Raw genomic sequence first — 25,619 nt, forward strand, 5'->3', positions numbered from 1 at the left:
GGTGAACGCTCACGAAGACAGCAATTCTTCGGTCACCTGTTGGTCACCTAGGGGAAGACGCCTTTTGATGCCGGACCGCAGCCTGCGACCCCTCACGTTCCCCCCGCACCCCGCCCAGGGAGGGGAGCGCGTCCCGGCGCTGCTGCGGGAGCGTCCGACGTCACCCCCCGACGCACCCGACGAGCACCGTGGGGGCGGGGACCGGCCCGGCAGGGACGAGGCGGCCGACGAGGACAACCCCTTCGCGCCGCCGCCCGAGGGCACCCCCGACCGCCCCTGGCAGCCCCGCCGCCCTGCCCAGGGCTCCGACGACGACCAGGGCCACCCCCCGGCGGCCGGACAGGACCCCTCCGGGCACGGTCCGGCCGGCGCCCCGTGGGGCAGCCAGTGGAGCGACCGCCAGCCCGGCCGCTCCTCCGGCGGCTTCGGCGAGCGTCCCGGCAGCGGCCCCGAGGGCCCGGCCGGCCCCGGCGCGCCCGGCCCGCGCTGGGACCCCATGGACCCCGCCCAGCGCCGCGCGCGCTACGCCCTGCTCAGCGGCATGTGGGGCTTCTTCTTCGCCCTGTTCGGCTGGCCCTACGTCGCCCTGCTGCTGGGCGCGCTGGCCCTGTACTGGGGCATCAGCGCCCTGCGCGCGAAGCCCCGCACCCCGGACCCGGAGACGCCGGCCGCGCCCGAGCCGCCCGGCCGCCCGAAGACCACGGCGGCGATCACCGGGCTGGTCACGGCGTCCCTCGCGCTGGCCCTGGTCGCGGTGGGCTTCACGGCCCAGCTGGTGTACCAGGACTACTACACCTGCACGAAGGACGCCCTGACCCACGAGGCGAAGCAGTCCTGCAGCGACCTGCTGCCGAAGGAACTGCGGGGCGTGCTGGGGACGGGCGGCTAGCCGGGGCGGGGAGCCCGGTCAGGGCGTGCCCGACGTGCCCCCGTCCTCAGGGGCAGGGGGTGCGGGTTCGGGTCCGGCTCGTGCTGCGGTGGGTTCCGGCTCGGCGTCCGTCGGGGCGTCGGGTTCCGGGGTTCGGTTCCGCAACTCGTCCCGCAGCGCGTCCCACCGCGCCCGCAGTGCCTCGTCCCGCCAGACGTCCTCCACCGGCTCGTCCGCCGGGAGCAGGTCGTAGGCCTCGGACTCCGGTGGTTTCGGCGGGGTCCGCGGGCTCGGGGGTGCGGCCGCTTCGGGGGTCACCGGGGTCGCCGTCTTCTTGCGCAGGGTCACGCCGGCCCTGGGGGCCACCACGGGTGTCTTGGGGGGCTTGGCTGAGGCGGGGGGCTTGGCGGGGGCGGGGGGCTTGGCGGACGTCGCCTTTGCGGGCTCGGTCGCCTTCGTCGCCGCCGCCTTCGGTGGGGCCGCCTTCGGTGGGGCCGCCTTCTGAGCTGCCGCCTTCTGCGCCGTCGTCCTGGGAGCCTCCGCCGTCCGGGAAGCCGTGGCCCTGGCCTGTGCCAGGGAGAGGGCCCGGGAGGCCTCCTCGGCGGCCTTGGCCGCGGCCCTGGTCACGGCCTTGGTGGCCGCCGCCGTCCGCCACCGCGTGACCCACCCGCCGCACACCCGGACCACCACCGCCACCGGCACCGCCACCCCCACGCCCCAGGCCAGCGCCGCGCCCCCGACCTGCCACCACACGGGCCCGAACCGGGCCAGCACCCCCACCCCCAGCGGGCCGCCTGCCATCCCCGCCGCCACCGCCAGCGCCGTCGCGCACACCGTCGCGGCCAGCCCGGCGATCACCGCGGTCCGCCGTACCGACCACCGCATCCCGCCCCGCCCCACGAACCACCCCATCGTCACCCCGGCCGCCAGGGGCACCACCCCGGCCGCCCAGTTCCACGGGGTCCCGGCCCCGGCGTCCGGCACGGCCGCCAGCAGCGGGAAGGGCGGCAGCATCGGCGCCGGGTCGGACACCCAGGGCCCCACCCCGTGCCCGGTGCCCAGCGCGAATCCCGGCCCGAGCGCGTACGCCGCCCCCCACACCGCCGCGTTGGGCACCAGGGTCACGCACAGCAGCAGCACCGCGCACCGCCCGGACCACCCCTCGGTCAGCTGCAGGAACGCCTCCCGCGCCAGGTCCCCGTGCCACACCGACGACGCGGCGACCAGCCCGGCCCCGCCCCCGACGCACACCGCGACCGCGGCCCCGGCCGCCCGCACCGCCACCAGGAACTTCTCCCGCTCCCGCGGGCCGAGCAATACCCGCCGGGTCCCGCCCGGCAGCAGCCGCAGCAGCCGGTCGACGGGCTCGCGGGGACGGCCGTACGCCGTCCACACGCCCGTGCCGGCCGACAGCGCGACGACCGTGGGCAGGCCGAGCACGGTCCAGGCCCAGGAGGGCCGCAGCGGTCCACCGGCCGCGTACAGGGCGGTGCCGGCACCGACGGCCAGGTAGCCGAGGACGACGCCCGCCCACGCCGTACGGGCGCCCACCGGCGGGGCGACGCCGTCCTCGTCGGCGTCCACGGCGTCGCGCGCCGCGCGGTGGACCAGCCACACGGGCAGCACGGAGAGCAGCAGCGGGGTGACGCCGACCGGGGCGGGGACGCCGGAGAGGGTGTCGGCGCGGACCAGTTCGACGCCGTGGGCGAGGAGCCACAGCGCGGCGGCGACGTGCAGCGCGCCGCCCGGCCCGCTGTCGGGGTAGGGCGAGCTGATCCACAGCACCATCACCAGCACGGTGAGCGCGCCGAGCCCCAGTCCGGCCGCGACCGCCCCGCCCACCAGACCGGCGGCCAGGCCGGGCGAACGGTCGCGCACCCGGGTGAGCAGCTGCGAGTTGGACGGTCGGCGCGGGGAGGGCCGGCGGGCGGTCATCGGGATCACGCCCGTCATGCTCCCAACGACACGCGCTTTTCCCACGTACCCGGCGAAGCCCCGTTGTGTCGCTCAATATATGTTTATGTACTTTTTCGTACGAAAGGGTGTCCGGTGACCCAGAGTTCCGCCACCCCGCTCCCCGCCCCCGAGGAGCGCCGAGGCCCGGACGAGGCGGCCTCCCTGACGCCCGCTCAGGCCTTCGACGCGCTCTACGCGTTCTGCGCCCCCGCCCTCGTACGGCAGACCTTCCTGCTCACCGGCCGCCGGGAACTCGCCCGCGAGTCCGTCGAGCGGGCCTTCCAGTGCGCCTGGGACCGCTGGCCCGAGGTGGCCCGCGACCCCGATCCGCCGGGCTGGGTGCGGGCCGCGGCCCACGAGTACGCCCTCTCCCCCTGGCACCGGCTGCGCCCCCGCCACCGGCACCCCGAACCCCCGCCCGCCGCACCGCCCGACCGCGCGCTGCTCGAGGCGTTCCTGTCGCTGCCCCCGACGTACCGCCGCACCGTGCTCCTCTACGACGGCGTCGGGCTTGACCTGCCGGAGACGGCGGCGGAGACCGAGGCGAGCACCCCGGCGGCGGCGCACCGCCTGCTGCACGGGCGCGCGGAGATCGCCGCGCTGCTGCCCGACCTCGCCGACCCGGCCGTACTGCACCGGCGGCTGACGGAAGTGGCCTCGGCGGAGCGGCTGCGGTCCGCGAAGCCGCCGGCCGTGCGCCTGGGCAGTGAGCGCCGCGCCCGGTTCTGGACCCGCGCGGCGGTCGCCTTCACGCTCGCCGTCATCGGCGCGACGGCGCTGACCCTGCACACGGCTCCCACGAAGTACGAGGCCCCGGTCCCGGCCGGGGAGTCGGTACAGGGGGTCCCGCCGAAGCCGGCCCCGGGCACGCTCTCGGACACGGAGCTGGAGCTGCGCGCGAAGCTGCGCGCGCACACGGCGCACGGGCCGGAGAGGCTGCTGCCGGAGACGCGGTGAAGCCGTCTTACGGACGGGCGGACGGGCGTCGGCATCGGCGCCCGGACACGCGGAAGGGTCCGCGTCCCGGGGGGACGCGGACCCTTCCTGCTGCCGGTGACCGGCCTTCCGTCACGGGTGACGTCAGGCGCTCAGGATCTCCCGGGCCAGCTTCGCCGTCTCGGTCGGCGTCTTGCCGACCTTGACGCCGGCGGCCTCGAGGGCCTCCTTCTTGGCCTGGGCGGTGCCGGAGGAACCGGAGACGATGGCGCCGGCGTGGCCCATGGTCTTGCCCTCGGGCGCGGTGAAGCCCGCGACGTAGCCGACGACCGGCTTGGTCACGTTCTCCTTGATGAAGGCCGCGGCCCGCTCCTCGGCGTCGCCGCCGATCTCACCGATCATCACGATCAGGTCGGTGTCGGGGTCGTCCTGGAAGGCGGCCAGGGCGTCGATGTGCGTGGTGCCGATGATCGGGTCGCCACCGATGCCGACGGCGGTGGAGAAGCCGATGTCCCGGAGCTCGTACATCATCTGGTACGTCAGCGTGCCGGACTTCGACACCAGGCCGATGCGGCCCGGCTTGGTGATGTCGCCCGGGATGATGCCGACGTTCGACTGGCCCGGGGTGATGATGCCGGGGCAGTTCGGGCCGATGATCCGGGTCTTGTTGCCCTTCTTGCCGGCGTACGACCAGAAGGCGGCCGTGTCGTGCACGGCGATGCCCTCGGTGATCACGACGGCCAGCGGGATCTCGGCGTCGATGGCCTCGACGACCGCGTCCTTGGTGAACTTCTCCGGCACGAAGATGACGGAGACGTCGGCGCCGGTCTTCTCGATGGCCTCCTTGACGGTCCCGAACACGGGTACCTCGGTGCCGTCGAAGTCCACGGTCTGACCCGCCTTGCGCGGGTTGACGCCGCCCACGACGTTCGTGCCGTCACCGAGCATGAGCTTGGTGTGCTTCATGCCGGTGGCGCCGGTCATGCCCTGGACGATGACCTTGCTGTCCTTGTTGAGCCAGATAGCCATGGTGGTGTGAGTCCTCGTCCTCGTGCTTACTTGGCGGCGGCCAGCTCGGCGGCCTTGTCGGCCGCGCCGTCCATGGTGTCGACGCGCTGCACCAGCGGGTGGTTCGCGTCCGTGAGGATCTTCCGGCCCAGCTCGGCGTTGTTGCCGTCGAGGCGGACGACGAGCGGCTTCTCGACCTTCTCGCCGCGGTCCTCCAGGAGCTTCAGGGCCTGCACGATGCCGTTGGCGACCTCGTCGCAGGCGGTGATGCCACCGAAGACGTTCACGAAGACGGACTTCACGTCCGGGTCGCCCAGGATGATCTCCAGGCCGTTCGCCATCACCTGGGCGGAGGCGCCGCCGCCGATGTCCAGGAAGTTGGCGGGCTTGACGCCGCCGTGCTTCTCACCGGCGTACGCGACGACGTCCAGGGTGCTCATCACGAGACCGGCGCCGTTGCCGATGATGCCGACCTCGCCCTCGAGCTTGACGTAGTTGAGGTTCTTCTCCTTGGCGGCGGCCTCGAGCGGGTTGGCCGCGGCCTTGTCGTGGAGCTCCTCGTACTCGGGGTGACGGAACTCGGCGTTGTCGTCGAGCGACACCTTGCCGTCCAGGGCGATGACGTCGCCGGAGGCGACCTTCGCCAGCGGGTTGACCTCGACGAGGAGGGCGTCCGACTTGATGAAGGTGTCCCACAGCTTGACGAGGACGTTCGCGACCTTGTCCGCGACCTCGGCCGGGAACTTGGCGGCCGCGACGATCTCGCGGGCCTTGGCCTCGTCCACACCGTCGATCGGGTCGATCGGCGTCTTGGCGACGGCGTCCGGACGGGTGGCCGCCACCTCCTCGATCTCCATGCCGCCCTCGACGGAGGCGATGGAGAGGAAGGTGCGGTTCGCACGGTCGAGGAGGAAGGAGACGTAGTACTCCTCGACGATCTCCGGAGCGGTCTCGGCGATCATCACCTTGTGGACCGTGTGGCCCTTGATGTCCATGCCGAGGATGTCCGTCGCGCGGGCGACGGCCTCGTCCGGGGAGGCGGCCAGCTTGACGCCACCGGCCTTGCCGCGACCACCGACCTTCACCTGCGCCTTGACGACGGACTTGCCGCCCAGACGCTCGGTGATCTCGCGCGCCGCCTCAGGCGTGTCGATGACTTCACCGGCCAGCACCGGTACATCGTGCTTGGCGAAGAGGTCCCTCGCCTGGTACTCGAACAGGTCCACGCGCTTCCGTCCCTATCAGTGATCTCGCGGTTCGTTGGATGCGTGGGCGTGCCGCGAAGGGCAACGTGACGACGTCCGCATGTGTCACAAGGGATGCGCACACGGTGTCCGAGCGCGCGGCATGTCCGTCTCGCAGGTTATCGCTGCTTCCGGGGGCCCCCTAAATCGCGAGTCACACCTGAGCGGTGATACCTGTCACATGATGCCGCCCTCTCTGGCACGGGGTGCCGGAGGTGAGGTGGCGAGGCAAGGTGGCGAGGCGTGGGGCGGGGGTCGGTGCACGGCGCGGAGTCGACTCGGGTCCCACCGGGCTGGGGGTCGGCCCGGTGGGACCCGGGGCAGCCCCGGAGGGCTGCGGTCGGCGGGTCGTCGTCCTCACCCCATGAGGGCGACCCGCCTCCTCCCCGGCCCACCGCCCGAACGGGTCCGACGGCTTTCGGCCGTCCGGGCGGCGGGTCCGGGGGAGCCGGGGGGTGTGGAGGGCTGTGACAGAGGGGTGGTGGGGGTCAGCCGTTGTACGGCGTGGTGGGCGCGGCGCCGGTGGCGTTCTCGCCGAAGAGGTGGGCGGGCTTCTCACCGAAGAGGTGGGCGGCCTCGCGCCAGCTCTGGGCCGGGGTCGTGTCGGCGAGCAGGGCGGCCGCCCGCTCCTGGAGGGCCACGGCGTGGGCCCGGGCCGTGGCGCGGGCCTTCTCCGTGGCCCGCGCGGCCCGCGCCGCACGGGCGCCCTGGATGGCCTCGGCGGCCCGCACCCTGGGGGCCCGCACGGCAGGGGTCGGGCCGGTGACCCCGGCGGTCGTCACGAGGGAACGGCGGGTGTTCGTGGTCATGCGCGCGTCGCATCCTTAGGGGGTTCCGAGACATCGGAAGGCTGGGGGACATTCCGGGCAGCGGCCCGTCCGGGCACCCGAGGGATGCGGACGGGCGGGAGGTCTTCCCTAAGCGGGGAAAACGGGAATGTCCCGGTACCGGTCCCGGGTCCCGGTCGCCTCCGCGCCCACGGCACCGCCGGCCACGAGCCGCGGCAACACGGGGTGGTGCGGGGTCACGGCGTGCGCGTCACCGTGCCGCGGCGCGCCGCTGTCCATCGCGGGCGCGTTGCCCAGTACGCCGTCGGAGGGGCCGCCGCCCGGGGCGTGCTGCGCGGGGGCCCGGGGGCTCGGCCGCACGCCGCCGTGGTGGGCGACACCGTGCGCCGACCTGTCGTCGGTGTTCTGACGCGGTGCGTCCCAGGGGCCGTAGGAGGTCCCCCGGGCAGGGCGAGGACCGACGGGCGTGGTCGCGGGTGCGGTCGCAGTGGCCCGCCCCTGTTCCGGCGCGTGCTCCTGCGGCGCCGACGTCACCGGGGTGACGCCCTGCTGCGGCAGCTCGTCGACCGGCGCGGGCAGGGTGGTCACCGGCGGCTCGGACCCCTCGGACCCGTCGGACCCGTCGGGCGGGCCGGGCACCTGGGGCAGCCCCGGCACGGTCGGCTCCGTCGGCAGGGACGGGAGCCAGGGGAGCGAGGGGAGCGAGGGGAGCGCGGGCAACGAGGGAAGCGAGGGCAGGGCCGGAAGCGAGGGCAACGACGACACCGGCGGCACCTGCGCCTGCACCTGCACCTGCACCTGCCCCAGCCCCTCGGTCACCGACTGCACCACGTGCCCGACGGGCCGTACGACGCCCTCCCCCACGATCCGCAGGACCTGCCCTGCGGGAGGGGTGGCCGCAGCGGCAGCCGGGTGCGTCGGCGCGGCGGTCGTCGCGGCAGCCGGGTGCGCGGACGAGGCGGTCTCCCCGGCGGGGTCAGCCCCGCTCGGGACGGGTCCGGCGACCGCCCGCGACCCGGTGTCCTGCGTGCCCTCCGCGGCCTGCGCCTGCCCGCCGAAGAGGAGGCCCAGCGTGAACAGTCCGCCCACCAGCAGCACCAGCCGGACCGCATGCCTCCCCACCGCCGTGCGCGCGACGCGCGGAGCGGCGGCTCGGGGCGGAGCCGTGGGCCGGAGCAAGACGGACGGGCCTCCGTTGCGGCGTACGGGTCGGTGTCCTGACGGTCGGGTTCACAGGGGACGGCCGGTGTCCTGAGAGGCGCGGGCCGGTGTCCTGAGGGGCGTCGAGAGGCACCGATCCTCGCACGCCCGTCCCACGCTCGCGCAAGCCCTCCGTTACCGATGGGTAGGCATGTCCCGTTTTGCTGGCGGAAACAGGTCGACAAGTCGTCAGCAGCCGGGCCCGTCTCAGGCCCCGTCGGGTATCGGCAGCGGCCGCTTCTCGATCGCCGCCGCCATCACCTCCGGGAACAGGTCGGGCGTACAGGCGAACGCCGGTGCCCCGAGCGCCGCCAGGGCCGCCGCGTGCTCCCGGTCGTAGGCCGGCGCGCCCTCGTCCGACAGCGCGAGCAGCGCCACGAACTGCACCCCCGACGCCTTCATCGCCGCCACCCGTTTCAGCATCTCCTGGCGTATGCCGCCCTCGTACAGGTCGCTGATCAGCACCACCACCGTGTCCGCGGGCCGGGTGATGCGGGCCTGGCAGTAGGCGAGCGCCCGGTTGATGTCCGTGCCGCCGCCGAGCTGGGTGCCGAACAGGACGTCCACGGGGTCGTCGAGCTGGTCCGTGAGGTCGACGACGGAGGTGTCGAACGCGACCAGCCGCGTGGTGAGCGACCGCATCGAGGCGAGCACCGCCCCGAACACCGACGCGTACACCACCGACGCCGCCATCGACCCCGACTGGTCGATGCACAGCACCACGTCCTTGCGCACCGACCGCGCCGCCCGCCCGTACCCGACGAGCCGCTCGGGCACCACCGTGCCGTGTTCGGGCAGGTAGTGCTTGAGGTTGGCGGCGATCGTACGGTTCCAGTCGATGTCGTGGTGGCGCGGTCTGCTGACGCGCGCACTGCGGTCGAGGGCGCCGGTGAGGGTGGCGCGCGTGCGGCTCGCGAGCCGCTTCTCCAGGTCGTCGACCACCTTGCGCACCACGGTCCGTGCCGTCTCCCTGGTGGTCTCCGGCATCGCCTTGTTGAGCGAGAGCAGCGTGCCGACGAGGTGCACGTCGGCCTCCACCGCCTCCAGCATCTCCGGCTCCAGCAGCAGCGTCGACAGCCCGAGCCGGTCGATGGCGTCGCGCTGCATGACCTGGACGACGGAGGCGGGGAAGTACGTCCGCACGTCACCCAGCCAGCGCGCCACCGACGGCGCGGACGCCCCGAGGCCCGCCGCGCGGTCCCGCCCCGCCGGCCCCTTGTCGTCCCTGCCGTACAGCGCGGAGAGCGTCTGGTCCATCGCCGCGTCCTGCCCGGACAGCCCGTACCCGGTGCCGTCGGCCGTGTCTCCCCCGAGCACCAGCCGCCACCGGCGCAGCCGCTCGGAGGCCTCGCCGTCCCTCACCTCGGTCACCTCGGCGCCGTAGTCGCTCCCGTCGCCCGCCTCACCCGTCATCTCCCCACCCCCGCCAGGCCGTCCCGCTGCCGCTCCGCTTCCTTCCCCTCCGGGTCCGTGCCGAGCAGCAGCCGCACCACGGGGAGCACGGCGGCCGCCCGCGCGGTGTCCGGCTCGGCCGCGAACCCGGCGATCCCCGCCCCGGTGCCGGTGACGCCCGCCCGCTCCCCCGGTCCGCGGCGCACCAGCTCACCCAGCGTCCGGCGCACGCCGGGCTCGTACGCGGAGAACGTCCGCCGCAGCAACGGCAGGACGTCCGTGAACGCCTCCACCGGCACTCCCGTCAGCCAGCCGTCGACCAGCGCCAGCAGCCGTTCGTCGTGGACCAGCAGCATCCCGCCCCCGGCGCCGCCCCCGACGAACCCCTCGATCCACGCGGCCGCGTCCGCCGGCGGTGTCCCCACCGACAGGGCGAGCCCCATGAGCCGGGCCGCCTCCCCGGCGTCCACGTCACCCCCGTCCAGCAGCAGGCGTACGGCCCGCCCGCGGATCCCCCCGGGCACGCTGTCCCGCCCGGACAGCACCCGCAGCACCCCCCGCCAACGGCCCCGCAGGTCCGTGGGGTGCGGCGCGGGGCTGTCGTCCAGCAGCCCCACCGCCCCGTGCACCGCGTCCACGTGCCGCCGCATCTCCTCGGCGGCGTCGGCGTCGAGCCCCGCGCACGCCGGGGGCAGTCCGACGAACACCCGCTCCGCCAGGCCCGCCGCGACCTCCGCCAGCGCCGCGGTGTCCGTGCCGCGCACGTCGCCGTAGCGCAGCGACCGGACGAGCGCCGGCAGGGCCTGGGCGAGGTGCCCGACGTCGGTGTCGAGGGCCGCCCGGTCGGCGAGGACCCGCATCACCGCCGGGAGCGCGTCCGACAGGCCGGCCAGGAGACAGCGCTCTGCGAGCCCGGTGACCTCCGCGAGGTCCGGCGCGGCGAGCGCGTCCGCCTCGGCCCTGGCGGTGGCCGCCGCGAGCACCGTCGTGCCCCACACGCCCGCCTCGGCGACCCGCACCGACAGCTCCGGCTCCCACCGCAGCCGCCAGGTCTCCCGGAACGTCCCCGTGCTCCCCCGCGACACGGTCCGCTCGCCCCACGCCACGCCGAGCAGCCCCAGCCGGTGCAGCAGCCTGCTGCGCTCGGCGTCGGTCTCCTTGCGCAGGTCCAGCTCCACCTCCCGCTCGCGTGCCTCCGGCTTGAACCGCAGCCGCCGCTGCTGGCGGTCGAGGTCCCGCTGCAACGGCACCGCGGGCGCGCTCGCCGGCACCTCCCCGAGCACGTCCCCGACGACCAGCCGGTCCCGCACCAGCGCCAGCGGCACGTCCGAGCCGTCGCACATCACCGCCCGCACCGCGTCGGTCGTCTCGCCCAGCCCGGGCAGCGGGCGGCCGCGCAGCACGGCGAGCGCCTCCGCCAGCCGGACCGCCTCGATGACGTGGGCCGAGGAGACGAGGCGGTCTTCCTCGCGCAGCAGTCCGGCCACCTTGGTCATCCACCGCTCGACGGGCCGGTCCGGCGCGCCGAACAGGTGCGCGTACCAGCCGGGCGAGTCGATCCCCGCCCCGTAGCCGCTCGCCCGGGCCAGCCGACGGTGCGTCCACGGCACCCAGGTCAGGTCCGCCTTGACCTTCGGCAGCCCCTTGAGCAGGGCCCGGTCGGCGGCGACGGACGCCCGCCGCCGCAGCGCCGGCACGTGCCACGCCCCGCACACCACGGCCACCCCGTCGTCCCCGACCTCCCGCCCCGCCGCCCGCACCTGGAGCCGCATGTACGCCTCGCGCACGGCGTCCCGCTCGTGGCCCCCGTCGCCGTAGGTCTCGCGGAGCGCCCCCATCGCCTCCTCCAGCGCGGCGAACGGCGCGAACGGGTCGCCGTCCCCCACCCCCCGGTGCTCGACGACGTCCTCCCACCACCGCTCGGGGTCGTCGTACCCGGCGGCCCCGGCCAGCGCCCGCAGCGGATCGATCCGCACGCCCGCGTGCGGCGCCCCGCCGTCCTGGTCCCCTTCGGCGTCCCCTTCGCCGGTGCCGTCGCTGCCGCCGGTGTCGTCGCTGTCGCCGGTGTCGTCGCTGTCGCCCGAGGTCTCCTCCTTCTCCTTCTCCCAGGCCAGCGTGTGGGCGGCGGGCAGGTCGATGAAGCGGGCCGGGACGCCGTGGTCCAGGGCCCAGTGGATCGCGGCCCACTCGGGGGAGAACTCGGCCAGCGGCCAGAACGCCGAGCGGCCGGGCTCGTCGACGGCATGGGCGAGCAGGGCGACCGGCGGGCGCATCCCCTCGTCGGCGGCGAGCGGGACCAACGCGTCGGCCTCGGGCGGCCCTTCGATCAGCACGACCCGCGGGCGTGCCGCCTCCAGTGCCGCCCGCATGGCCCTTGCCGACCCCGGCCCGTGGTGCCGTACGCCCAGCAGCAGGGGACCCTCGTCGGCCGCGCCGCCACCGCTCCGGGGCGGTCCCCCGCTCACCCGCTCACGTCCCGGCAGGCGCGGTAGAAGTCGGTCCAGCCCTCGCGCTCGCGGACCACCGCTTCCAGGTACTCCTGCCAGACGACGCGGTCGGCGGCCGGGTCGCGGACGACCGCGCCGAGGATGCCGGCCGCGACGTCGCCGGGCCGCAGCACGCCGTCGCCGAAGTGGGCCGCCAGGGCGAGCCCGCCCGTCACCACGGAGATCGCCTCGGCCGTGGAGAGCGTGCCGCTGGGCGACTTGACCTTGGTGCGCCCGTCGGCGGTGATGCCGTCGCGCAGCTCCCGGAAGACGGTCACCACCCGGCGGATCTCGTCGATCCCGTCGGGCGCGGCGGGCAGGTCCAGGGAGCGTCCGATCTGGTCGACGCGGCGGGCGACGATGTCGACCTCGGCCTCGACGCTCGCCGGGAGCGGCAGCACGACCGTGTTGAACCGGCGGCGCAGCGCGCTCGACAGCTCGTTGACGCCGCGGTCGCGGTCGTTGGCGGTGGCGATGAGGTTGAAGCCGCGGACCGCCTGCACCTCCTGGCCGAGCTCCGGTATCGGCAGCGTCTTCTCCGACAGGATGGTGATGAGCGTGTCCTGCACGTCGGCGGGGATGCGGGTCAGCTCCTCGACCCGGGCCGTCATCCCCTCCGCCATGGCCCGCATGACGGGGCTGGGCACCAGGGCGGTGCGGCTGGGCCCGTTGGCGAGCAGCTGGGCGTAGTTCCAGCCGTAGCGGATGGCCTCCTCCGGGGTGCCGGCGGTCCCCTGCACGAGGAGGGTGGAGTCGCCGCTGACCGCGGCGGCCAGGTGCTCGGACACCCAGGTCTTGGCCGTGCCGGGGACGCCGAGCAGCAGCAGGGCGCGGTCGGTGGCGAGCGTGGTGACGGCGACCTCGACGATGCGGCGGGGGCCCACGTACTTGGGTGTGATCACCGTGCCGTCCGGCAGGGTGCCGCCGAGGAGGTAGGTGGCGACCGCCCACGGGGACAACTTCCAGCGGGGCGGGCGCGGGCGGTCGTCGTGGGCCGCGAGCGCGGTGAGTTCGTCGGCGAAGGCGTCCTCGGCGTGCGGCCGCAGGGGCTCTCCCGTACCTGCCGCGTCGGCGGGCGCGGAGTGGGTCCCGCCCGGTGCGGCGGACGTGTTGTCGGCGGTGACGGACATGGCTGGGAGTCCCCCTCCAGCTCGGCCGGTTCGGATCTGGTGACCACCTTGCACCATCCCACTGACAGTCCGTCCCGACCTGCGGAAATGCCGTTCCGGGGACGATCGGGGCACCGATTGTCAGTGGGGGGATCTACCGTCGTCGGCATGACTCAGCAGGGGGTGCGCTGGACCGCGGACCAGGTGCTGGCACTGGCGGCTGACGACGCGTCACGCACAGCGGGGAGCAAACTCGGCTCGGCCGGTTCGTGGTCCGGGACGGGGAGTGCGCGGGAGGAGGCGGTATGGGGTCTGTGCAAGGGCAGCGGCGCGACGCCCTACCGGACGGTCGTCGACCTCGCGGACCCCTCCGGCCCGGCGTACCGGTGCAGTTGCCCCAGCCGCAAGTTCCCGTGCAAGCACGCCCTCGGGCTGCTGCTGCTCTGGTCGGGCGGGGAGCCGGTGCCGCGGGCCGAACCGCCGGAGTGGGCCGGGCAGTGGCTCACGGAGCGGCGCGCACGCCTGGGGAGGAATACGGAGAAGGGGGAGAAGGGGGAGAAGACGGAGGGATCGGCGGCCGACGCGGCGGGGGGCGCGGCGGATCCCGAGGCGGCGCGGCGTCGCGCGGAGCGCCGGGCCGAGCGGATCGGCGCCGGCGCGACCGAGCTGGAGCAGCGGCTGGCGGACCTGCTGCGGTCCGGCCTGGCCTCGGCCGAGCAGTCGGGGTACGGGCTGTGGGACGAGACGGCCGCCCGCATGGTCGACGCCCAGGCGCCTGGGCTGGCGGCGCGGGTCCGTGAGCTGGGCGCGATACCGGGGTCGGGACCCGGCTGGCCGGCGCGGCTGCTGGAGGAGTGCGCGCTGCTCCACCTGCTGGACCGCGGCTGGCTGCGCCGCGCCGAGCTGCCCGACGGCCTCGCGGCGACGGTGCGCAGCCGGGTCGGCCTGACGGGCACGGCGGGCGGTCCGCCGGTGCGCGACAACTGGCTGGTCCTCGCCCAGTACGACACGGCGGACGCGAAGCTGACCACCCGCCGCGTCTGGCTGTACGGCACGGGGTCCGGCCGCACGGCCCTGCTCCTGTCCTACGGGCCCGTGGGGCGCGCTCCGGAGCTGGCCCTGCCGGTCGGTCTCGCGCTGGACGCGGAGCTGTCCGCCTACCCGGACGCGGGCCGGCAGCGGGCCGCGCTGGTCGAGCGGCACGCCCCGCCGGAGCCGACCCCGGTGCGCCCACCCGGCGTGACGACCGTCGAGGCCGCCGCCCGCTACGGCGACGCCCTGCGCGACGACCCGTGGCTGGAGTCGGTCCCGGTGACCCTGGGCGACGTCGTACCGACGCCGGACGGCGACTCCTGGCAGCTCGCGGACGCCGACGGCGGCGCCGCCCTGCCGCTCACGTCCTCCGCAGCGTCCCGTCCGGGCCTGTGGCGCCTGGTCGCGCTGTCGGGCGGGGCTCCGGTGAAGGTGTTCGGCGAGTGCGGCCACCGCGGGTTCACGCCGCTGACCGCCTGGCCGACCGGCGCGGGAGAGGCGGTCCCGCTGTGCTGAGCCCGCACCGCCACCCGTCCTTCCCTACCGCCACCGCTGTATACAGGCATATCTCCGGCCACATCGGACACCCGGATCCGTGCGGCGGTTCTCCCGCCCGGGGACTGCGCCGGAAAGGAACGTCATGAACGGCACTGCGGCCGCGCTGCCGCCCAGCGGCGGCACGGACACCTGGGAGGAGCTGGTCACGGCCGCCCTCCTGGGCACCGACCGGCGCACACCGCCGGGCGTGGCGCCGGGGCCGTCGGCGCCCCTGGACCTGCTGGACAGGGCGGCCGCCGAGACCGTACGGCGCCGGGCCGGGCTGCGGCCGGGTCCGGCCGCCCCCCGCCCCGAGCCGGCGCCCGGGGACCCGCGTCCGCCGCTGCCCGCCGCCGCGGCCCGCCGGCTGGCGATGCTGCTCGCCGACCGGCCGGGTGCGGCGTCCGGCGGCCGCCGCGGCGCGGCCCCCGACCTGATGGAACTGCTGCCCCAGTGGCTCGCCACGGCCAACGCGCGCGGGTACGCCGCTCCCCCGCAGGTCCTGCCCGCGCTGCTCGACGCGGCCCGCGGGCGCACGGACCTGCGTCCGGCCGCGCTGGAGTTCGCCGGGCCGCGCGCCCTGTGGCTGGCCCGGCTCAACCCGGACTGGAGGTTCGCGCTGCGCGCGCTGCCCGGCGGCGGGGCTGTCCTGCCGCGTCCCGAGGAGACCGACCGGGTGCGGCGGCTGTGGGAGGAGGGGCTGTTCGCCGAGCGGGTCGCCCTGCTGGCGGCCGTGCGCTCCCGCGAGCCCGACACCGCGCGCGAGCTGCTGACGGCGACCTGGGCGACGGAGCGGGCCGAGGACCGCCTGATGTTCCTGGACTCCCTGCGCACGGGCCTCGGGCCGCGCGACGAGCCCTTCCTGGAGCAGGCCCTCGCCGACCGCTCCCGCAACGTCCGGGCGACCGCGGCCGAGCTCCTGTCGGCGCTCCCGGAGTCCGCCCTCGCCGCCCGAATGGCGGTACGGGCCGCCGCGTGTGTCGCCCTGGACCGCACCCGGTCCGTGCCGACGCTGGTCGTCGAGGCCCCGCACGAGTGCGACGCGGGCATGGAGCGGGACGGCGTGGTGCCCCGGCCGCCGACGGGGCGGGGCGAGCGGTCGTGGTGGTTCGGCCAGCTGGTGGAGGCCGCCCCGCTGGCCACCTGGCCCACGCGTCTGGGCGGCCGTACGCCGGAGCAGATCGTGGCGCTGCCGGTCACCGACGACTGGCGGGGCGAGCTGCACGCGGCCTGGTGCCGGGCCGCCGTGCGCCAGCGGGATCCGGCCTGGTCACGGGCGCTGCTGGGGTCTCCCTCGGCGCCCGAGGCGGGGGGTCCCGGGGCCGTCTCGCTCGCCGAGCGGGCCAAGCTGCTGGGCACCCTGCCGGCCGGGGAGCGGGCCGAGTGGGTGGCCGGGTTCATCGCCACGCACGGCCTGTCGGAGGCGTTCCAGCTGCTCGGCGTGTGCGCGGTGCCGTGGGCCGCGCCGCTGGGGCGGGCCGTGGTCGACGCGCTGAACATCGCCCGGGATGCGGGCAGCTACCCGTGGAGTTTCAGTGGCGTCATGGGTCTCGCCGAACGCTGTCTCGACCCGTCGGAGGCCGGTCGCCTCGACGCCCTCATGGCCGTCCCGGACGAGCCGGAGGACGCGTCGCCGGGTGCCGGGGGCTACTGGGCGGAGGCGTTCCAGAGGCTGGTGACCACGCTCAGGTTGCGAGGGGTGATGAGGGAGGAGCTGGAGGCGCCATGACGCTCGGTCCCGTTCACGACACGCCCGACCACAGCACGACGGGGCGCCCGGAGCCGCGGTGGCCGCGGCCCCTGGTGGGCGCCCGTCCCGGTCCGTCCACGCGGGGAGGCCGGGTGTCAGCTGCCGGAGCCCGCCGGCTGCCGGACGTTCGCCCGCACCCAGTCGACGATCGACTGCGTCGTGGCCCCGGGCGTGAAGATCTCGGCGACGCCCTTCTCCTTCAGCGGCGGGATGTCCGCCTCCGGGATGATCCCGCCCCCGAACACGAGGATGTCCGCCGCGTCCCGCTCCTCGAGGAGGGCGATCACGGCGGCGAAGAGCGTGTTGTGGGCGCCCGACAGGATGGACAGGCCGATCGCGTCGGCGTCCTCCTGGATCGCGGTGTCCACGATCTGCTCGGGGGTCTGGTGGAGCCCGGTGTAGATGACCTCCATACCGGCGTCGCGCAGCGCACGCGCGATGACCTTGGCCCCGCGATCGTGGCCGTCGAGCCCCGGCTTGGCCACCACCACGCGGATCGGACCGGCTGCCACACCCATCACTGCCTCCATGAAGCGACTCCGTCCATCCGTACCCACCCCGGTGCGACCCTGCACACCCGGCAGTACTCCGGACGCCCGCACCACAGCGTGCGGGGAAGTGAACGAACGTTATCGCCAGCATCCCGCAACCGGCCGTTTCGCGGTGGGGACCGAGGGGGAAATCACACGGTGGGACACATCCACCGCGCGTCGATCCCCCTTCCGGCGGGGGACCACGCGCACCGGGAGCCGCAACGGGGTCGCCGCACCGCACCGCCGCACGCCGTGCGGCGCGAGGACACGGCGCACCGACGCCGGCACGACGGACACGCAGGACAGGTACGGCACGACAGCGGGACGCCTCGTCGCCACACCGGCACGGGGCCCCGTCAGGTCACCGGCGCCCGCGCCGTTCGCCGCTCCCTCCCGCCGCGTCGCCGCCGTGCCCCGTCGCCTGCCCCGCCCACCGTCTCCCACGAGGGCACACGGGGGTCGCAGGTGGTCCCCGGCGTGCCGACAGGAGGTCGGCCATGAAGGTCACCGACGCGTTCGAGCCGTTCGTCCCGCTGTGCCAGCGGCTGCTGCCGTGCCGGCTGGCGGGACTCTCCGTGGCCCTCCTGAAGGCGACCGCGCTGGAGTTCGCGATCCTGGCCGGGCACCTGCTCCTCTATCCGTCCGGCCTGATGCAGGAGCGCCGCGAAGCGGCCGCACTGCAGTCCGCCGAGGACGCCGAGGACCCGGCGCGCCTGCCCACCCAGGGGCCGCCCCCGGTCGTCCTGCTGCACGGCTTCATCGACAACCGCTCCGTCTTCGTGCTGCTGCGCCGCAGCCTCGTCCAGCACGGCAGGCACCGGGTCGAGTCGCTCAACTACTCGCCGCTGACCTGCGACATCCGCACCGCCGCCGAGCTGCTGGGCCGCCACATCGAGGAGATCTGCGAGCGCACGGGCAGCCAGCAGGTCGACGTCGTCGGGCACAGCCTGGGCGGGCTCATCGCCCGCTACTACGTGCAGTGCCTCGGCGGTGACCTGCGCGTGCGGACCCTGGTCACGCTGGGCACCCCGCACTCGGGCACACGCGTGGCGCCGCTGGCCAACGCCCACCCGATCGTGCGCCAGATGCGCCCCGAGTCCCCGCTGATCCAGGAGCTGCAGGCGCCCGCGCCGGGCTGCCGTACCCGGTTCGTCAGCTTCTGGAGCGACCTCGACCACCTGATGGACCCGCTGGAGTCCGCCTGCGTCGACCACCCCGACCTGCACGCGGAGAACGTGCGGGTGACCGGCGTCGGCCACCTCGCCCTGCCCGTGCACCCGGCGGTCGCCACCGGGATCCGGCAGGCACTCGACGGGACCGGCACCCGGGACACGAACGGCACGAAGGCGCACCGGGGCGGTCTGACGGTCGCCTGACCCCCTCACAACTTCGAACAGAGGTCGAACATAGGGCCAAGGTCGTGCCCGCCGTCCCCCGAAACACGGCCGAATGCCCGTTTCCAGCGCGCGCGCAACCGGTCGAAGATTGTCGCGCCCGCATACCGCCGGGTACAGTCGCCGCACTGCTCTGCCGGCCCCTGTTGTCGAGGCGAAAGAGAAGTTGGTGAACGACCGTCACCCGTCGGGGACTCTGACCACCCCGACCACGGCCTCCGAGGCCGCCTCGGCGCCCTATGCGTCGTACGGCAGCCAGGAGGCCCAGTACGACGGTTACTCCACGTACGGCTCCGGCTTCGACGTCCAGGGTTCCCAGGGCGCCCACGGCACGGATGCCCACACCTCTGGTATCCACGCTCCCGGTGCTTACACCCAGGAGTTCGCCCCGTCCGGTGCTGACTACGGCTCCCCCGCCGACCACGGCACCGCCCACGCCTACGGAACGGGCACGTACGACACCACCCAGTGGGCGACCGGCACGCACCACACCCTGAACTACGACCCGTACGCGGCCCAGCACCACGCGGCGTACGACACGGGCGCGTACGACACCACCAACTGGTCCGCGGACTACGAGCAGTTGTCGGCCATTCCGCAGCAGACCGCGGCGCCCGACGTCAGCGGCCAGTGGGACGCGAGCGCCTGGCTCCAGCCCGACCGGGCCGGCGGTCCCGCCGACCGGACCCAGCAGTGGGACTGGAACGCGCAGGGCCTCGACCAGGCCTACGACACCGGCACGTTCGACACCGGGGCCTACGACGCCACCCAGTGGAACTCCGACGGGGACGCCGCGGCGCGGGACGCGCACGAACAGGGTGCCGAATCGTTCGACCAGCAGGAGACTTCCGGTTTCGAGGACGCCCGGGACGACGACGGGCTCACCGCCACCGGCGAGTTGCCCGCCGTGGAGACCGCCCCGCTCCTCGACGAGCAGGAGGAGACCGCGCCCGCCCCGCGCGCGGCCACCCGCAGCGCGAACCGCTCCCGGCGCAGACCGCCGCCGAAGCGCTCCGCGCTGCTGACCGTGGCGGTGCCCTCGGTCTGCGTGATGGGCGTCGCCGGGATCGCCGCCGCGTCCGTCGGCACGTTCACCGACGAGGGCAAGGAGACCAGCGCCTCCGCCGCGGAGACCAAGTCGGTCAAGCCGTCCGCCGCCAACAACACGCTGGACACGCAGCTCGAGACTCTGAGCGCCGAGGCCGACAACTTCGCCGACCGGGCCAGCCGCACCCAGGAGCGCATCGACCTCAAGGCGCAGCAGGAGACCGAGCGGAAGAAGGCGGCGGCGGAGGCGGCCCGCAAGGAGCGGCTGCGCCCCAAGTACGCCCTCCCGGTCGCCGCCCGCGGACTCAGCGCCTACTACGGCCAGTCCGGCGTCAACTGGATGTCCCTGCACACGGGCATCGACTTCCCCGTCTCCTACGGCACCACCGTGATGGCCGCGACCGACGGCACCGTGCGGACGCAGTGGAACAGCGCGTACGGCAACATGATGATCATCACGGCCAAGGACGGTACGGAGACCTGGTACTGCCACCTCTCCAGCTACCGCGTCGCCTCCGGGACGACGGTCAAGGCCGGCGAGCCCGTCGCGTACTCCGGGAACTCCGGCAACTCCACCGGCCCGCACCTGCACTTCGAGGTCCGGCCCGGCGGCGGCTCCGCGATCGACCCCCTGCCGTGGCTGCGCAGCCACGGCCTGGACCCGACCTGAGCCGGAAGCCACCGGAAGCCCGCAGAAGCCCCCGCCCGTCAGCGGGGGCTCCGCCGTGTCACGTCAGGTGAGCCGGCCCCGGAGCCCACTCGCCCCGGAGCCGGCTCACCTCAGAGCTTCTCCACGGGCGCGTACCGCAGCAGCAGCCGCTTCGGCTTGGTGTCGCCGAAGTCGATCGTCGCCTCCGCGTTCGCCCCGGTGCCCTTGACCCCGACGACCGTGCCGAGCCCGAACTGGTCGTGCGTGACCCGGTCGCCCACGGCCAGCGCGACCACCGGCTGCTCCGCCGTGCGCCGGGTGGCGAAGCCCGACGCGCCCGAGGCCGACGAACGGGACCGGGTCGACGACAGCGAGGCCGCCACGCCCGAGGTGGGGGACGCGGCCTGCGCACCCGTGCGCTTCCAGTCGACGTGGCTGCCCGGGATCTCCTCCAGGAACCGCGACGGCGGGTTGTACGACGGCTGTCCCCAGGCGCTGCGCATCGTCGAGCGGGTCAGGTAGAGCCGTTCCCGCGCGCGCGTGATGCCGACGTAGGCCAGGCGGCGCTCCTCCTCCAGCTCCTTCGTCTGGCCGAGGGCGCGCATGTGCGGGAACACGCCGTCCTCCATGCCGGTGAGGAACACCACCGGGAACTCCAGGCCCTTGGCGGTGTGCAGCGTCATCAGGGTGATGACGCCGGAGCCGTCCTGCTCCTCGTCGGGGATCTGGTCGGAGTCGGCGACCAGCGCGACCTGCTCGAGGAAGTCGGCCAGCGTACCCGTCTCCCCCTCGCCGCGCTCCTGCTCGAACTCCAGGGCGACGGCGGCGAGTTCCTGGAGGTTCTCGATGCGCGTCTCGTCCTGCGGGTCGGTGGAGGCCTGCAACTCGGCGAGGTACCCGGTGCGTTCGAGCACCGCCTCCAGCACCGTGGCGGGTCCGGCACCGGACTCGACGATCGTCCGCAGCTCCTCCATCAGCGTGTTGAACCGCTTGACGGCGTTGGTGGAGCGCGCGGCCATGCCGTACGCCTCGTCGACGCGGCGCAGCGCCTGCGGGAAGCTGATCTTCTCCCGCTGGGCCAGTGCGTCGATCATGGCCTCGGCGCGGTCGCCGATGCCGCGCTTGGGCACGTTGAGGATGCGGCGCAGCGGCACCGAGTCCTCGGGGTTGGCGAGGACGCGCAGGTAGGCCAGGACGTCCCGGACCTCCTTGCGCTCGTAGAAGCGGACACCGCCGACGACCTTGTAGGGCAGGCCGACGCGGATGAAGACCTCTTCGAAGACACGGGACTGCGCGTTGGTGCGGTAGAAGACGGCGACGTCGCCGGCCTTGGCGTCGCCCGCGTCGACCAGGCGGTCTATCTCGTCGGCGACGAACTGCGCCTCGTCGTGCTCGTTGTCCGCGACGTAGCCGGTGATGCGCGCGCCCGCGCCCGCGTTGGTCCACAAGTTCTTGGGGCGGCGGGACTCGTTGCGCTCGATGACCGCGTTGGCCGCGGACAGGATCGTCTGCGTGGAGCGGTAGTTCTGCTCCAGCAGGATCGTCGTCGCGTCCGGGTAGTCCTCCTCGAACTGGAGGATGTTGCGGATGGTCGCGCCGCGGAAGGCGTAGATCGACTGGTCGGCGTCGCCCACGACGCACAGCTCGGCGGGCGGGACCACGGCCTCGGGCGGCACGTCCACGGGGTGCTCGCTGCTGCCGACCAGCTCGCGCACCAGGGCGTACTGGGCGTGGTTGGTGTCCTGGTACTCGTCGACCAGGACGTGCCGGAAGCGGCGGCGGTAGTGCTCGGCGACGTCCGGGAAGGCGCGCAGCAGGTTGACCGTCGTCATGATCAGGTCGTCGAAGTCGAGGGCGTTCGCCTCGCGCAGCCGCGACTGGTACAGGGCGTAGGCCTGGGCGAGGGTCTTCTCGAAGCCGTCGGTGGCCTGGGCGGCGAAGTCCTCCTCGTCGATCAGCTCGTTCTTGAGGTTGCTGATCTTGGCGCTGAAGGACTTGGGCGGGAAGCGCTTGGGGTCGAGGTCCAGGTCACGGCAGACCAGGGCCATCAGGCGCTTGGAGTCGGCGGCGTCGTAGATCGAGAAGGACGAGGTGAAGCCGAGCTTCTTGCTCTCGCGGCGCAGGATGCGCACGCACGCGCTGTGGAAGGTCATGACCCACATCGCGTTCGCGCGCGGGCCGACCAGCTGCTCGACGCGCTCCTTCATCTCGCCCGCGGCCTTGTTGGTGAAGGTGATCGCGAGGATCTGGCCGGGGTGGACGTCGCGCTCGGCGAGCAGGTGGGCGATGCGGTGGGTGAGCACGCGGGTCTTGCCGGAGCCGGCGCCGGCGACGATGAGCAGGGGCGTGCCGGCGTGCACGACCGCGGCGCGCTGGTTGTCGTTCAGCCCGTCCAGGAGCGCCGCCGCGTCGAGCACCGGGCGCGGGGCGCCGTCGCGGTAGTGGGTCTCCCGGTCCGGGGGCACGTCGAACTTCCCGGCGAACAGATCGTCCGGAAGCGGCTCCGGGAGGTGATCGTCCTCGGGGGGCGGCGGAGGTTCCTCCTCGTGGCCCCGCGGGGCCTGGAGGTTCGCCAGGAAGCTGTCGTCAAAGAGGCTGCTCATCGCTCTACGAGTCTAGGGGGCCCCACTGACACCCCGGTCGCCCTCCCGGAAACTGGGCGTTCGTGACGCTCCGTGCCCCTCGCGACACACACTGCTCCGGTACGGATCCGGACACGCCCAGGTCACGAAAATGTATCGGGCATATCACCCGTCAACCTTCCCAGGCGCCCCACGCGTTGGCTACCGTTCCGGCAGGCCGTACGACCCCCACCGGCGAACCCCGCCGGGCCGCGCGGCCTCCGCCGAGTCCGGCCCGCCACGACGGCAGCCGGAGCCGGGGACCCACCGAGATCCTTGGGGTGAATCGGCCCGACCTCCCGCGGGGGACACGGCCGTAGGGCAACCCTTCCGACCGACCGCCCGAACCCGACAGCTAACCCGGTAGGCGGACCGTGGAAGGAGTCGCCTCCCTTGGCGTCGCAGCACCGCAAGCCCCGCTCCGCGGGACCGCGGGTGGCCGGAATACGCCCGCCCGTCCTCGCCACCGCCGCCCTCACCTCGGTGGCCCTGCTCTCCCAGACGGCGCACGCCGCGCCCGCCGACGACCGCCGGCCCAGTCTGGAAGAGGTCGAGAAGAAGGTCGACGACCTCTACCGCCAGGCGGAGTCGGCGACCGAGAAGTACAACGCCGCCAAGGAGCAGACCGCCACCCAGCGCCGGCGCGTCGACGGCCTCCTCGACGACGTCGCCCGGCGCACCCAGGAGCTCAACACCGCGCGCGAGGAGCTGGGCACCTTCGCCGCCGCCCAGTACCGCACCGGCGCCTCCGTCCCCGGCACGGCGACGTTCCTGCTCGCGGACACCCCGCAGGACTACTTCGACCAGTCCCAGCTCATGGGGCGGATGACCGAGCGGCAGAAGAGCGCGGTCGACGACTACGTGACCGAGCAGGCGGCCACGATGAAGAAGCGCGAGGAGGCCTCACGGAGCCTGCGGACGCTCACCGACACGCAGAGCGACCTCAGGACCGCCAAGGCCACCGTCCAGCAGAAGCTCACCGCCGCGCGGGAGCTGCTGGCGCAGCTGACGGCGCAGGAGAAGGCGCGGCTCGCCGCGATCGAGAAGCGCAAGCAGGAGGAGGCCGCGCGCCAGGCGGCCGCGCTGGCGAAGCAGCAGGCCGAGGCGCGGGCGGCCCAGCAGGAGAGCGCGTCCGGGTCCGGCTCCGGGGCGGTCGCGGGGTCGGGGTCGGTCTCGGGGGCGGGGTCGGGGACGTCCTCGTCGTCCACGGGCTCGGCCGCAACGGACCCCGCCTACGCCACCAGGGCCGACAAGGCGCTCGCCTTCGCCCGCGCGCAGATCGGCAAGCCGTACGTCTGGGGCGCCACCGGCCCCGGCTCCTTCGACTGCTCCGGCCTCACCCAGGCCGCCTGGAAGGCCGCCGGCGTCAGCCTCCCGCGCACCACCTACGACCAGGTCGACGCGGGCACCACGGTCCCGCTCTCCCAGGCCCGGCCCGGTGACCTGGTCTTCTTCTACGGCGACATCAGCCACGTCGGCCTCTACATCGGCAACGGCATGATGATCCACGCCCCGAAGCCCGGCGCGTACGTGCGCGAGGAGTCCGTCTACTACGACGGCGAGTCGGCCATCCACAGCGTGGTGCGGCCGGCGTAGCGGCGGCGTCTTCACGGGCGCACGCGCGCGTGGTGCGGCCGGCGGAGCGGCGGCGCCTTTACGGGCGCACGCGCGCGTGGCCCGCCCGCTCGGCGCCCGAAGCTTCCTAGCATCGGGCGCATGTCCGGGACCTCACCTCTGCGCGCCTGGTGGGCGCACCGTCCGCCCGCTGCCGGGGCCGCCGTGATGGCGACCGGCATCCTGTCGGTCGGGCTGCGCCTCACCGGCCACGACCTCCTGTCCCGCCTCGCCCTGCTGGTGACCGCCATCGCCTGGGTCGCGCTGGCGGCGGACTTCGTCGTACGGCTGGGGCGCGACCGTGCGCGGTGGCTGGCCGACGCGGGCACGCCGGGGGCGCTGGTGGCCGTGGCGGCCACGACGGTCCTCGGGACCAGGGTCTCGATGGCGGGCCGGCAGTCGCTCGCCGCGGCGCTGCTGGCGCTGTCGGCGCTGCTCTGGCCCGTGCTGCTGGTGAGCGTCGTACGTCACGTGCGGCCGCGGATGCCGGGAGCGGTGTTCCTGTGCTGCGTGGCCACCGAGGGGCTCGCCGTGCTCGGGGCGACGCTGGCACGGGCCGACGCGGTGGCGTGGCTCGCGCACACGGCGCTGGTGTTCTTCTGGCTGGGGCTGCTGCTCTACGTCTTCGCCCTCACCCGTTTCGACCCGCGGCAGATCGCCACGGGGGCCGGTGACCACTGGGTGGCCGGCGGGGCCCTCGCGATCTCGGCGCTGGCGGGCACCAAGCTGCTGGGCGCGGACGACGCCGGCCTGTACCTGTGGAACGGCGACGACACGCACGTCCTGCGCACCGTCACGGGGGCCCTGCTGGTGCTCGACCTGGCCTGGTACGTGGTCCTGCTGGTCGCGGAGCTGCTGTGGCGGCGCCCCGGCTACGACCTGCGCCGCTGGTCCACGGTGTTCCCCCTCGGCATGACGGCCACGGCCACCCTGTCGGTCGCCGCCGCCCTCGACCTGCCCTGGCTCGAAGGGCCGGGGCAGGTGCTGCTGTGGATCGCGGTCGCGGCCTGGCTGGCCGTGGCGGCGGGAGCGCTCACCACGGCCCGCGCGGCCCTCGCCTCCCACGGGTGGGGGCCGGCTAGGTCCACAGGACCGCGATGAAGATGTTCGCCACGGTCAGCAGGCCCACCAGGCCGAACAGGCCCTTGTCCACCTTCTCGTCGTCGCGCTTCACGTAGACGAGGCCGAGGATCACGATCAGCAGGGCCAGCTTCACGCCGATCTTGACGTTGTTGACGTGGTGGTCGTCCGCCTGGTTGAGGCCGACCAGGATCACGCCGGTGACCAGCATCGTCGCCGCGCCGTGCAGCATGGCGGGAACGAAGCGGGCGGTGCCCCGGCCCATCGCCTTCATCTGGGTCAGGAAGCCGCCGAGGAGCGCGGCGATGCCGATGATGTGCAGGCCGACGAAGAGATGGATGAGTACGTCCATGGGGCCGGACTCTAATCAGCCGT

At 74.3% G+C, this 25,619-nt stretch carries 19 protein-coding genes and 1 riboswitch; of the genes, 8 read left to right on the forward strand and 11 right to left on the reverse strand.

The genetic code is table 11. The features are described from left to right. Window positions 1-67 precede the first annotated feature (67 nt). On the forward strand, window positions 68-889 hold the full coding sequence (locus AQJ30_RS29905) for a hypothetical protein (protein WP_067240096.1): 822 nt from the start codon (window positions 68-70) through the stop codon (window positions 887-889). Window positions 890-907: 18 nt separating this feature from the next. Here the strand turns inward: AQJ30_RS29905 and AQJ30_RS29910 are convergent, their stop codons facing one another. Further along, window positions 908-2,821, reverse strand: coding sequence for a cell division protein PerM (locus AQJ30_RS29910; protein ID WP_067240098.1), 1,914 nt, complete (start codon window positions 2,819-2,821; stop codon window positions 908-910). On the opposite strand from AQJ30_RS29910, the gene AQJ30_RS29915 reads away from it, so the two are divergent. After that, entirely contained in the window at window positions 2,759-3,781 is a 1,023-nt protein-coding gene (locus tag AQJ30_RS29915; protein ID WP_425424174.1) for an RNA polymerase sigma factor, read from the forward strand. The genes AQJ30_RS29910 and AQJ30_RS29915 overlap by 63 nt on opposite strands. Before the next feature lie 123 nt (window positions 3,782-3,904). Here AQJ30_RS29915 and sucD read toward each other — a convergent pair whose 3' ends face one another. From sucD to AQJ30_RS29950, 7 genes are all read right to left on the reverse strand, one after another. Then, on the reverse strand, window positions 3,905-4,789 hold the full coding sequence (sucD, locus tag AQJ30_RS29920) for a succinate--CoA ligase subunit alpha (protein WP_067240109.1): 885 nt from the start codon (window positions 4,787-4,789) through the stop codon (window positions 3,905-3,907). Window positions 4,790-4,815: 26 nt separating this feature from the next. Next, window positions 4,816-5,994, reverse strand: a complete 1,179-nt coding sequence (gene sucC / locus AQJ30_RS29925; RefSeq protein ID WP_067240111.1) for an ADP-forming succinate--CoA ligase subunit beta — start codon at window positions 5,992-5,994, stop codon at window positions 4,816-4,818. A gap of 506 nt (window positions 5,995-6,500) precedes the next feature. Next, window positions 6,501-6,821 carry a hypothetical protein gene (locus tag AQJ30_RS29930; RefSeq protein WP_067240112.1) on the reverse strand — a complete coding sequence of 107 codons (321 nt, stop codon included), beginning with the start codon at window positions 6,819-6,821 and terminating at the stop codon, window positions 6,501-6,503. A gap of 108 nt (window positions 6,822-6,929) precedes the next feature. Then, entirely contained in the window at window positions 6,930-7,979 is a 1,050-nt protein-coding gene (locus AQJ30_RS29935; RefSeq protein WP_107119731.1) for a hypothetical protein, read from the reverse strand. Window positions 7,980-8,207: 228 nt separating this feature from the next. After that, a complete protein-coding gene (locus AQJ30_RS29940) occupies window positions 8,208-9,413 on the reverse strand; it encodes a VWA domain-containing protein (RefSeq protein WP_079084391.1) in 1,206 nt (401 codons plus the stop codon). After that, the gene (locus AQJ30_RS29945) at window positions 9,410-11,857 is read right to left on the reverse strand and encodes a DUF5682 family protein (protein ID WP_067240114.1); all 2,448 of its coding nucleotides are present in this window, start codon (window positions 11,855-11,857) and stop codon (window positions 9,410-9,412) included. The genes AQJ30_RS29940 and AQJ30_RS29945 overlap by 4 nt, the downstream gene beginning before the upstream one ends. Continuing rightward, window positions 11,854-13,008: an ATP-binding protein gene (locus tag AQJ30_RS29950; RefSeq protein WP_067240119.1), complete on the reverse strand. Its 1,155-nt coding sequence runs from the start codon at window positions 13,006-13,008 to the stop codon at window positions 11,854-11,856. The genes AQJ30_RS29945 and AQJ30_RS29950 overlap by 4 nt, the downstream gene beginning before the upstream one ends. A 147-nt stretch (window positions 13,009-13,155) precedes the next feature. Here AQJ30_RS29950 and AQJ30_RS29955 point away from each other — a divergent pair, with 147 nt between their 5' ends. Both AQJ30_RS29955 and AQJ30_RS29960 read left to right on the forward strand, forming a co-directional pair. Continuing rightward, window positions 13,156-14,535, forward strand: a complete 1,380-nt coding sequence (locus tag AQJ30_RS29955; protein WP_067240123.1) for an SWIM zinc finger family protein — start codon at window positions 13,156-13,158, stop codon at window positions 14,533-14,535. 124 nt (window positions 14,536-14,659) lie between these two features. Next, window positions 14,660-16,285 carry a DUF5691 domain-containing protein gene (locus AQJ30_RS29960; RefSeq protein WP_067240127.1) on the forward strand — a complete coding sequence of 542 codons (1,626 nt, stop codon included), beginning with the start codon at window positions 14,660-14,662 and terminating at the stop codon, window positions 16,283-16,285. Between the two features lie 116 nt (window positions 16,286-16,401). Here AQJ30_RS29960 and icmB read toward each other — a convergent pair whose 3' ends face one another. After that, entirely contained in the window at window positions 16,402-16,824 is a 423-nt protein-coding gene (gene icmB / locus AQJ30_RS29965) for a coenzyme B12-dependent isobutyryl CoA mutase small subunit (RefSeq protein ID WP_067240128.1), read from the reverse strand. 512 nt (window positions 16,825-17,336) lie between these two features. Between icmB and AQJ30_RS29970 the strand changes: the two genes are divergently transcribed. Both AQJ30_RS29970 and AQJ30_RS29975 read left to right on the forward strand, forming a co-directional pair. Next, window positions 17,337-18,215 (forward strand): esterase/lipase family protein, encoded by an 879-nt coding sequence (locus tag AQJ30_RS29970; protein ID WP_067240131.1) that lies wholly within the window; start codon window positions 17,337-17,339, stop codon window positions 18,213-18,215. A gap of 73 nt (window positions 18,216-18,288) precedes the next feature. Further along, window positions 18,289-19,950: a M23 family metallopeptidase gene (locus AQJ30_RS29975; protein WP_079084392.1), complete on the forward strand. Its 1,662-nt coding sequence runs from the start codon at window positions 18,289-18,291 to the stop codon at window positions 19,948-19,950. A 110-nt stretch (window positions 19,951-20,060) separates the two neighbouring features. Here AQJ30_RS29975 and pcrA read toward each other — a convergent pair whose 3' ends face one another. Beyond that, a complete protein-coding gene (pcrA, locus tag AQJ30_RS29980) occupies window positions 20,061-22,532 on the reverse strand; it encodes a DNA helicase PcrA (RefSeq protein WP_067240133.1) in 2,472 nt (823 codons plus the stop codon). Window positions 22,533-22,762: 230 nt separating this feature from the next. Continuing rightward, window positions 22,763-22,936, forward strand: a riboswitch (cyclic di-AMP (ydaO/yuaA leader). A 7-nt stretch (window positions 22,937-22,943) separates the two neighbouring features. Between pcrA and AQJ30_RS29985 the strand changes: the two genes are divergently transcribed. Next, window positions 22,944-24,146 carry a C40 family peptidase gene (locus tag AQJ30_RS29985; protein WP_067240138.1) on the forward strand — a complete coding sequence of 401 codons (1,203 nt, stop codon included), beginning with the start codon at window positions 22,944-22,946 and terminating at the stop codon, window positions 24,144-24,146. A 120-nt stretch (window positions 24,147-24,266) separates the two neighbouring features. Next, window positions 24,267-25,265 carry a tellurite resistance/C4-dicarboxylate transporter family protein gene (locus AQJ30_RS29990; protein ID WP_067240140.1) on the forward strand — a complete coding sequence of 333 codons (999 nt, stop codon included), beginning with the start codon at window positions 24,267-24,269 and terminating at the stop codon, window positions 25,263-25,265. Here the strand turns inward: AQJ30_RS29990 and AQJ30_RS29995 are convergent. Beyond that, window positions 25,243-25,596: a hypothetical protein gene (locus AQJ30_RS29995; RefSeq protein WP_067240142.1), complete on the reverse strand. Its 354-nt coding sequence runs from the start codon at window positions 25,594-25,596 to the stop codon at window positions 25,243-25,245. The genes AQJ30_RS29990 and AQJ30_RS29995 overlap by 23 nt on opposite strands. Between the last annotated feature and the right edge of the window lie 23 nt (window positions 25,597-25,619).

Origin of the sequence: Streptomyces longwoodensis (genome assembly GCF_001514125.1) — a bacterium.
In the GTDB taxonomy this organism is placed as follows: Bacteria; Actinomycetota; Actinomycetes; order Streptomycetales; family Streptomycetaceae; genus Streptomyces; species Streptomyces longwoodensis.

Bases quoted from the DNA above. Each gene is read 5' to 3' on its own strand.
- AQJ30_RS29940 (WP_079084391.1), bottom strand. From the start codon at position 9,413: ATGACGGGTGAGGCGGGCGACGGGAGCGACTACGGCGCCGAGGTGACC.
- AQJ30_RS29910 (WP_067240098.1), bottom strand. From the start codon at position 2,821: ATGACGGGCGTGATCCCGATGACCGCCCGCCGGCCCTCCCCGCGCCGA.
- sucD (WP_067240109.1), bottom strand. From the start codon at position 4,789: ATGGCTATCTGGCTCAACAAGGACAGCAAGGTCATCGTCCAGGGCATG.
- AQJ30_RS29955 (WP_067240123.1), top strand. From the start codon at position 13,156: ATGACTCAGCAGGGGGTGCGCTGGACCGCGGACCAGGTGCTGGCACTG.
- AQJ30_RS29970 (WP_067240131.1), top strand. From the start codon at position 17,337: ATGAAGGTCACCGACGCGTTCGAGCCGTTCGTCCCGCTGTGCCAGCGG.
- AQJ30_RS29930 (WP_067240112.1), bottom strand. From the start codon at position 6,821: ATGACCACGAACACCCGCCGTTCCCTCGTGACGACCGCCGGGGTCACC.
- AQJ30_RS29950 (WP_067240119.1), bottom strand. From the start codon at position 13,008: ATGTCCGTCACCGCCGACAACACGTCCGCCGCACCGGGCGGGACCCAC.
- AQJ30_RS29975 (WP_079084392.1), top strand. From the start codon at position 18,289: ATGCCCGTTTCCAGCGCGCGCGCAACCGGTCGAAGATTGTCGCGCCCG.
- pcrA (WP_067240133.1), bottom strand. From the start codon at position 22,532: ATGAGCAGCCTCTTTGACGACAGCTTCCTGGCGAACCTCCAGGCCCCG.
- AQJ30_RS29905 (WP_067240096.1), top strand. From the start codon at position 68: ATGCCGGACCGCAGCCTGCGACCCCTCACGTTCCCCCCGCACCCCGCC.
- AQJ30_RS29990 (WP_067240140.1), top strand. From the start codon at position 24,267: ATGTCCGGGACCTCACCTCTGCGCGCCTGGTGGGCGCACCGTCCGCCC.
- icmB (WP_067240128.1), bottom strand. From the start codon at position 16,824: ATGGGTGTGGCAGCCGGTCCGATCCGCGTGGTGGTGGCCAAGCCGGGG.
- AQJ30_RS29995 (WP_067240142.1), bottom strand. From the start codon at position 25,596: ATGGACGTACTCATCCATCTCTTCGTCGGCCTGCACATCATCGGCATC.
- AQJ30_RS29960 (WP_067240127.1), top strand. From the start codon at position 14,660: ATGAACGGCACTGCGGCCGCGCTGCCGCCCAGCGGCGGCACGGACACC.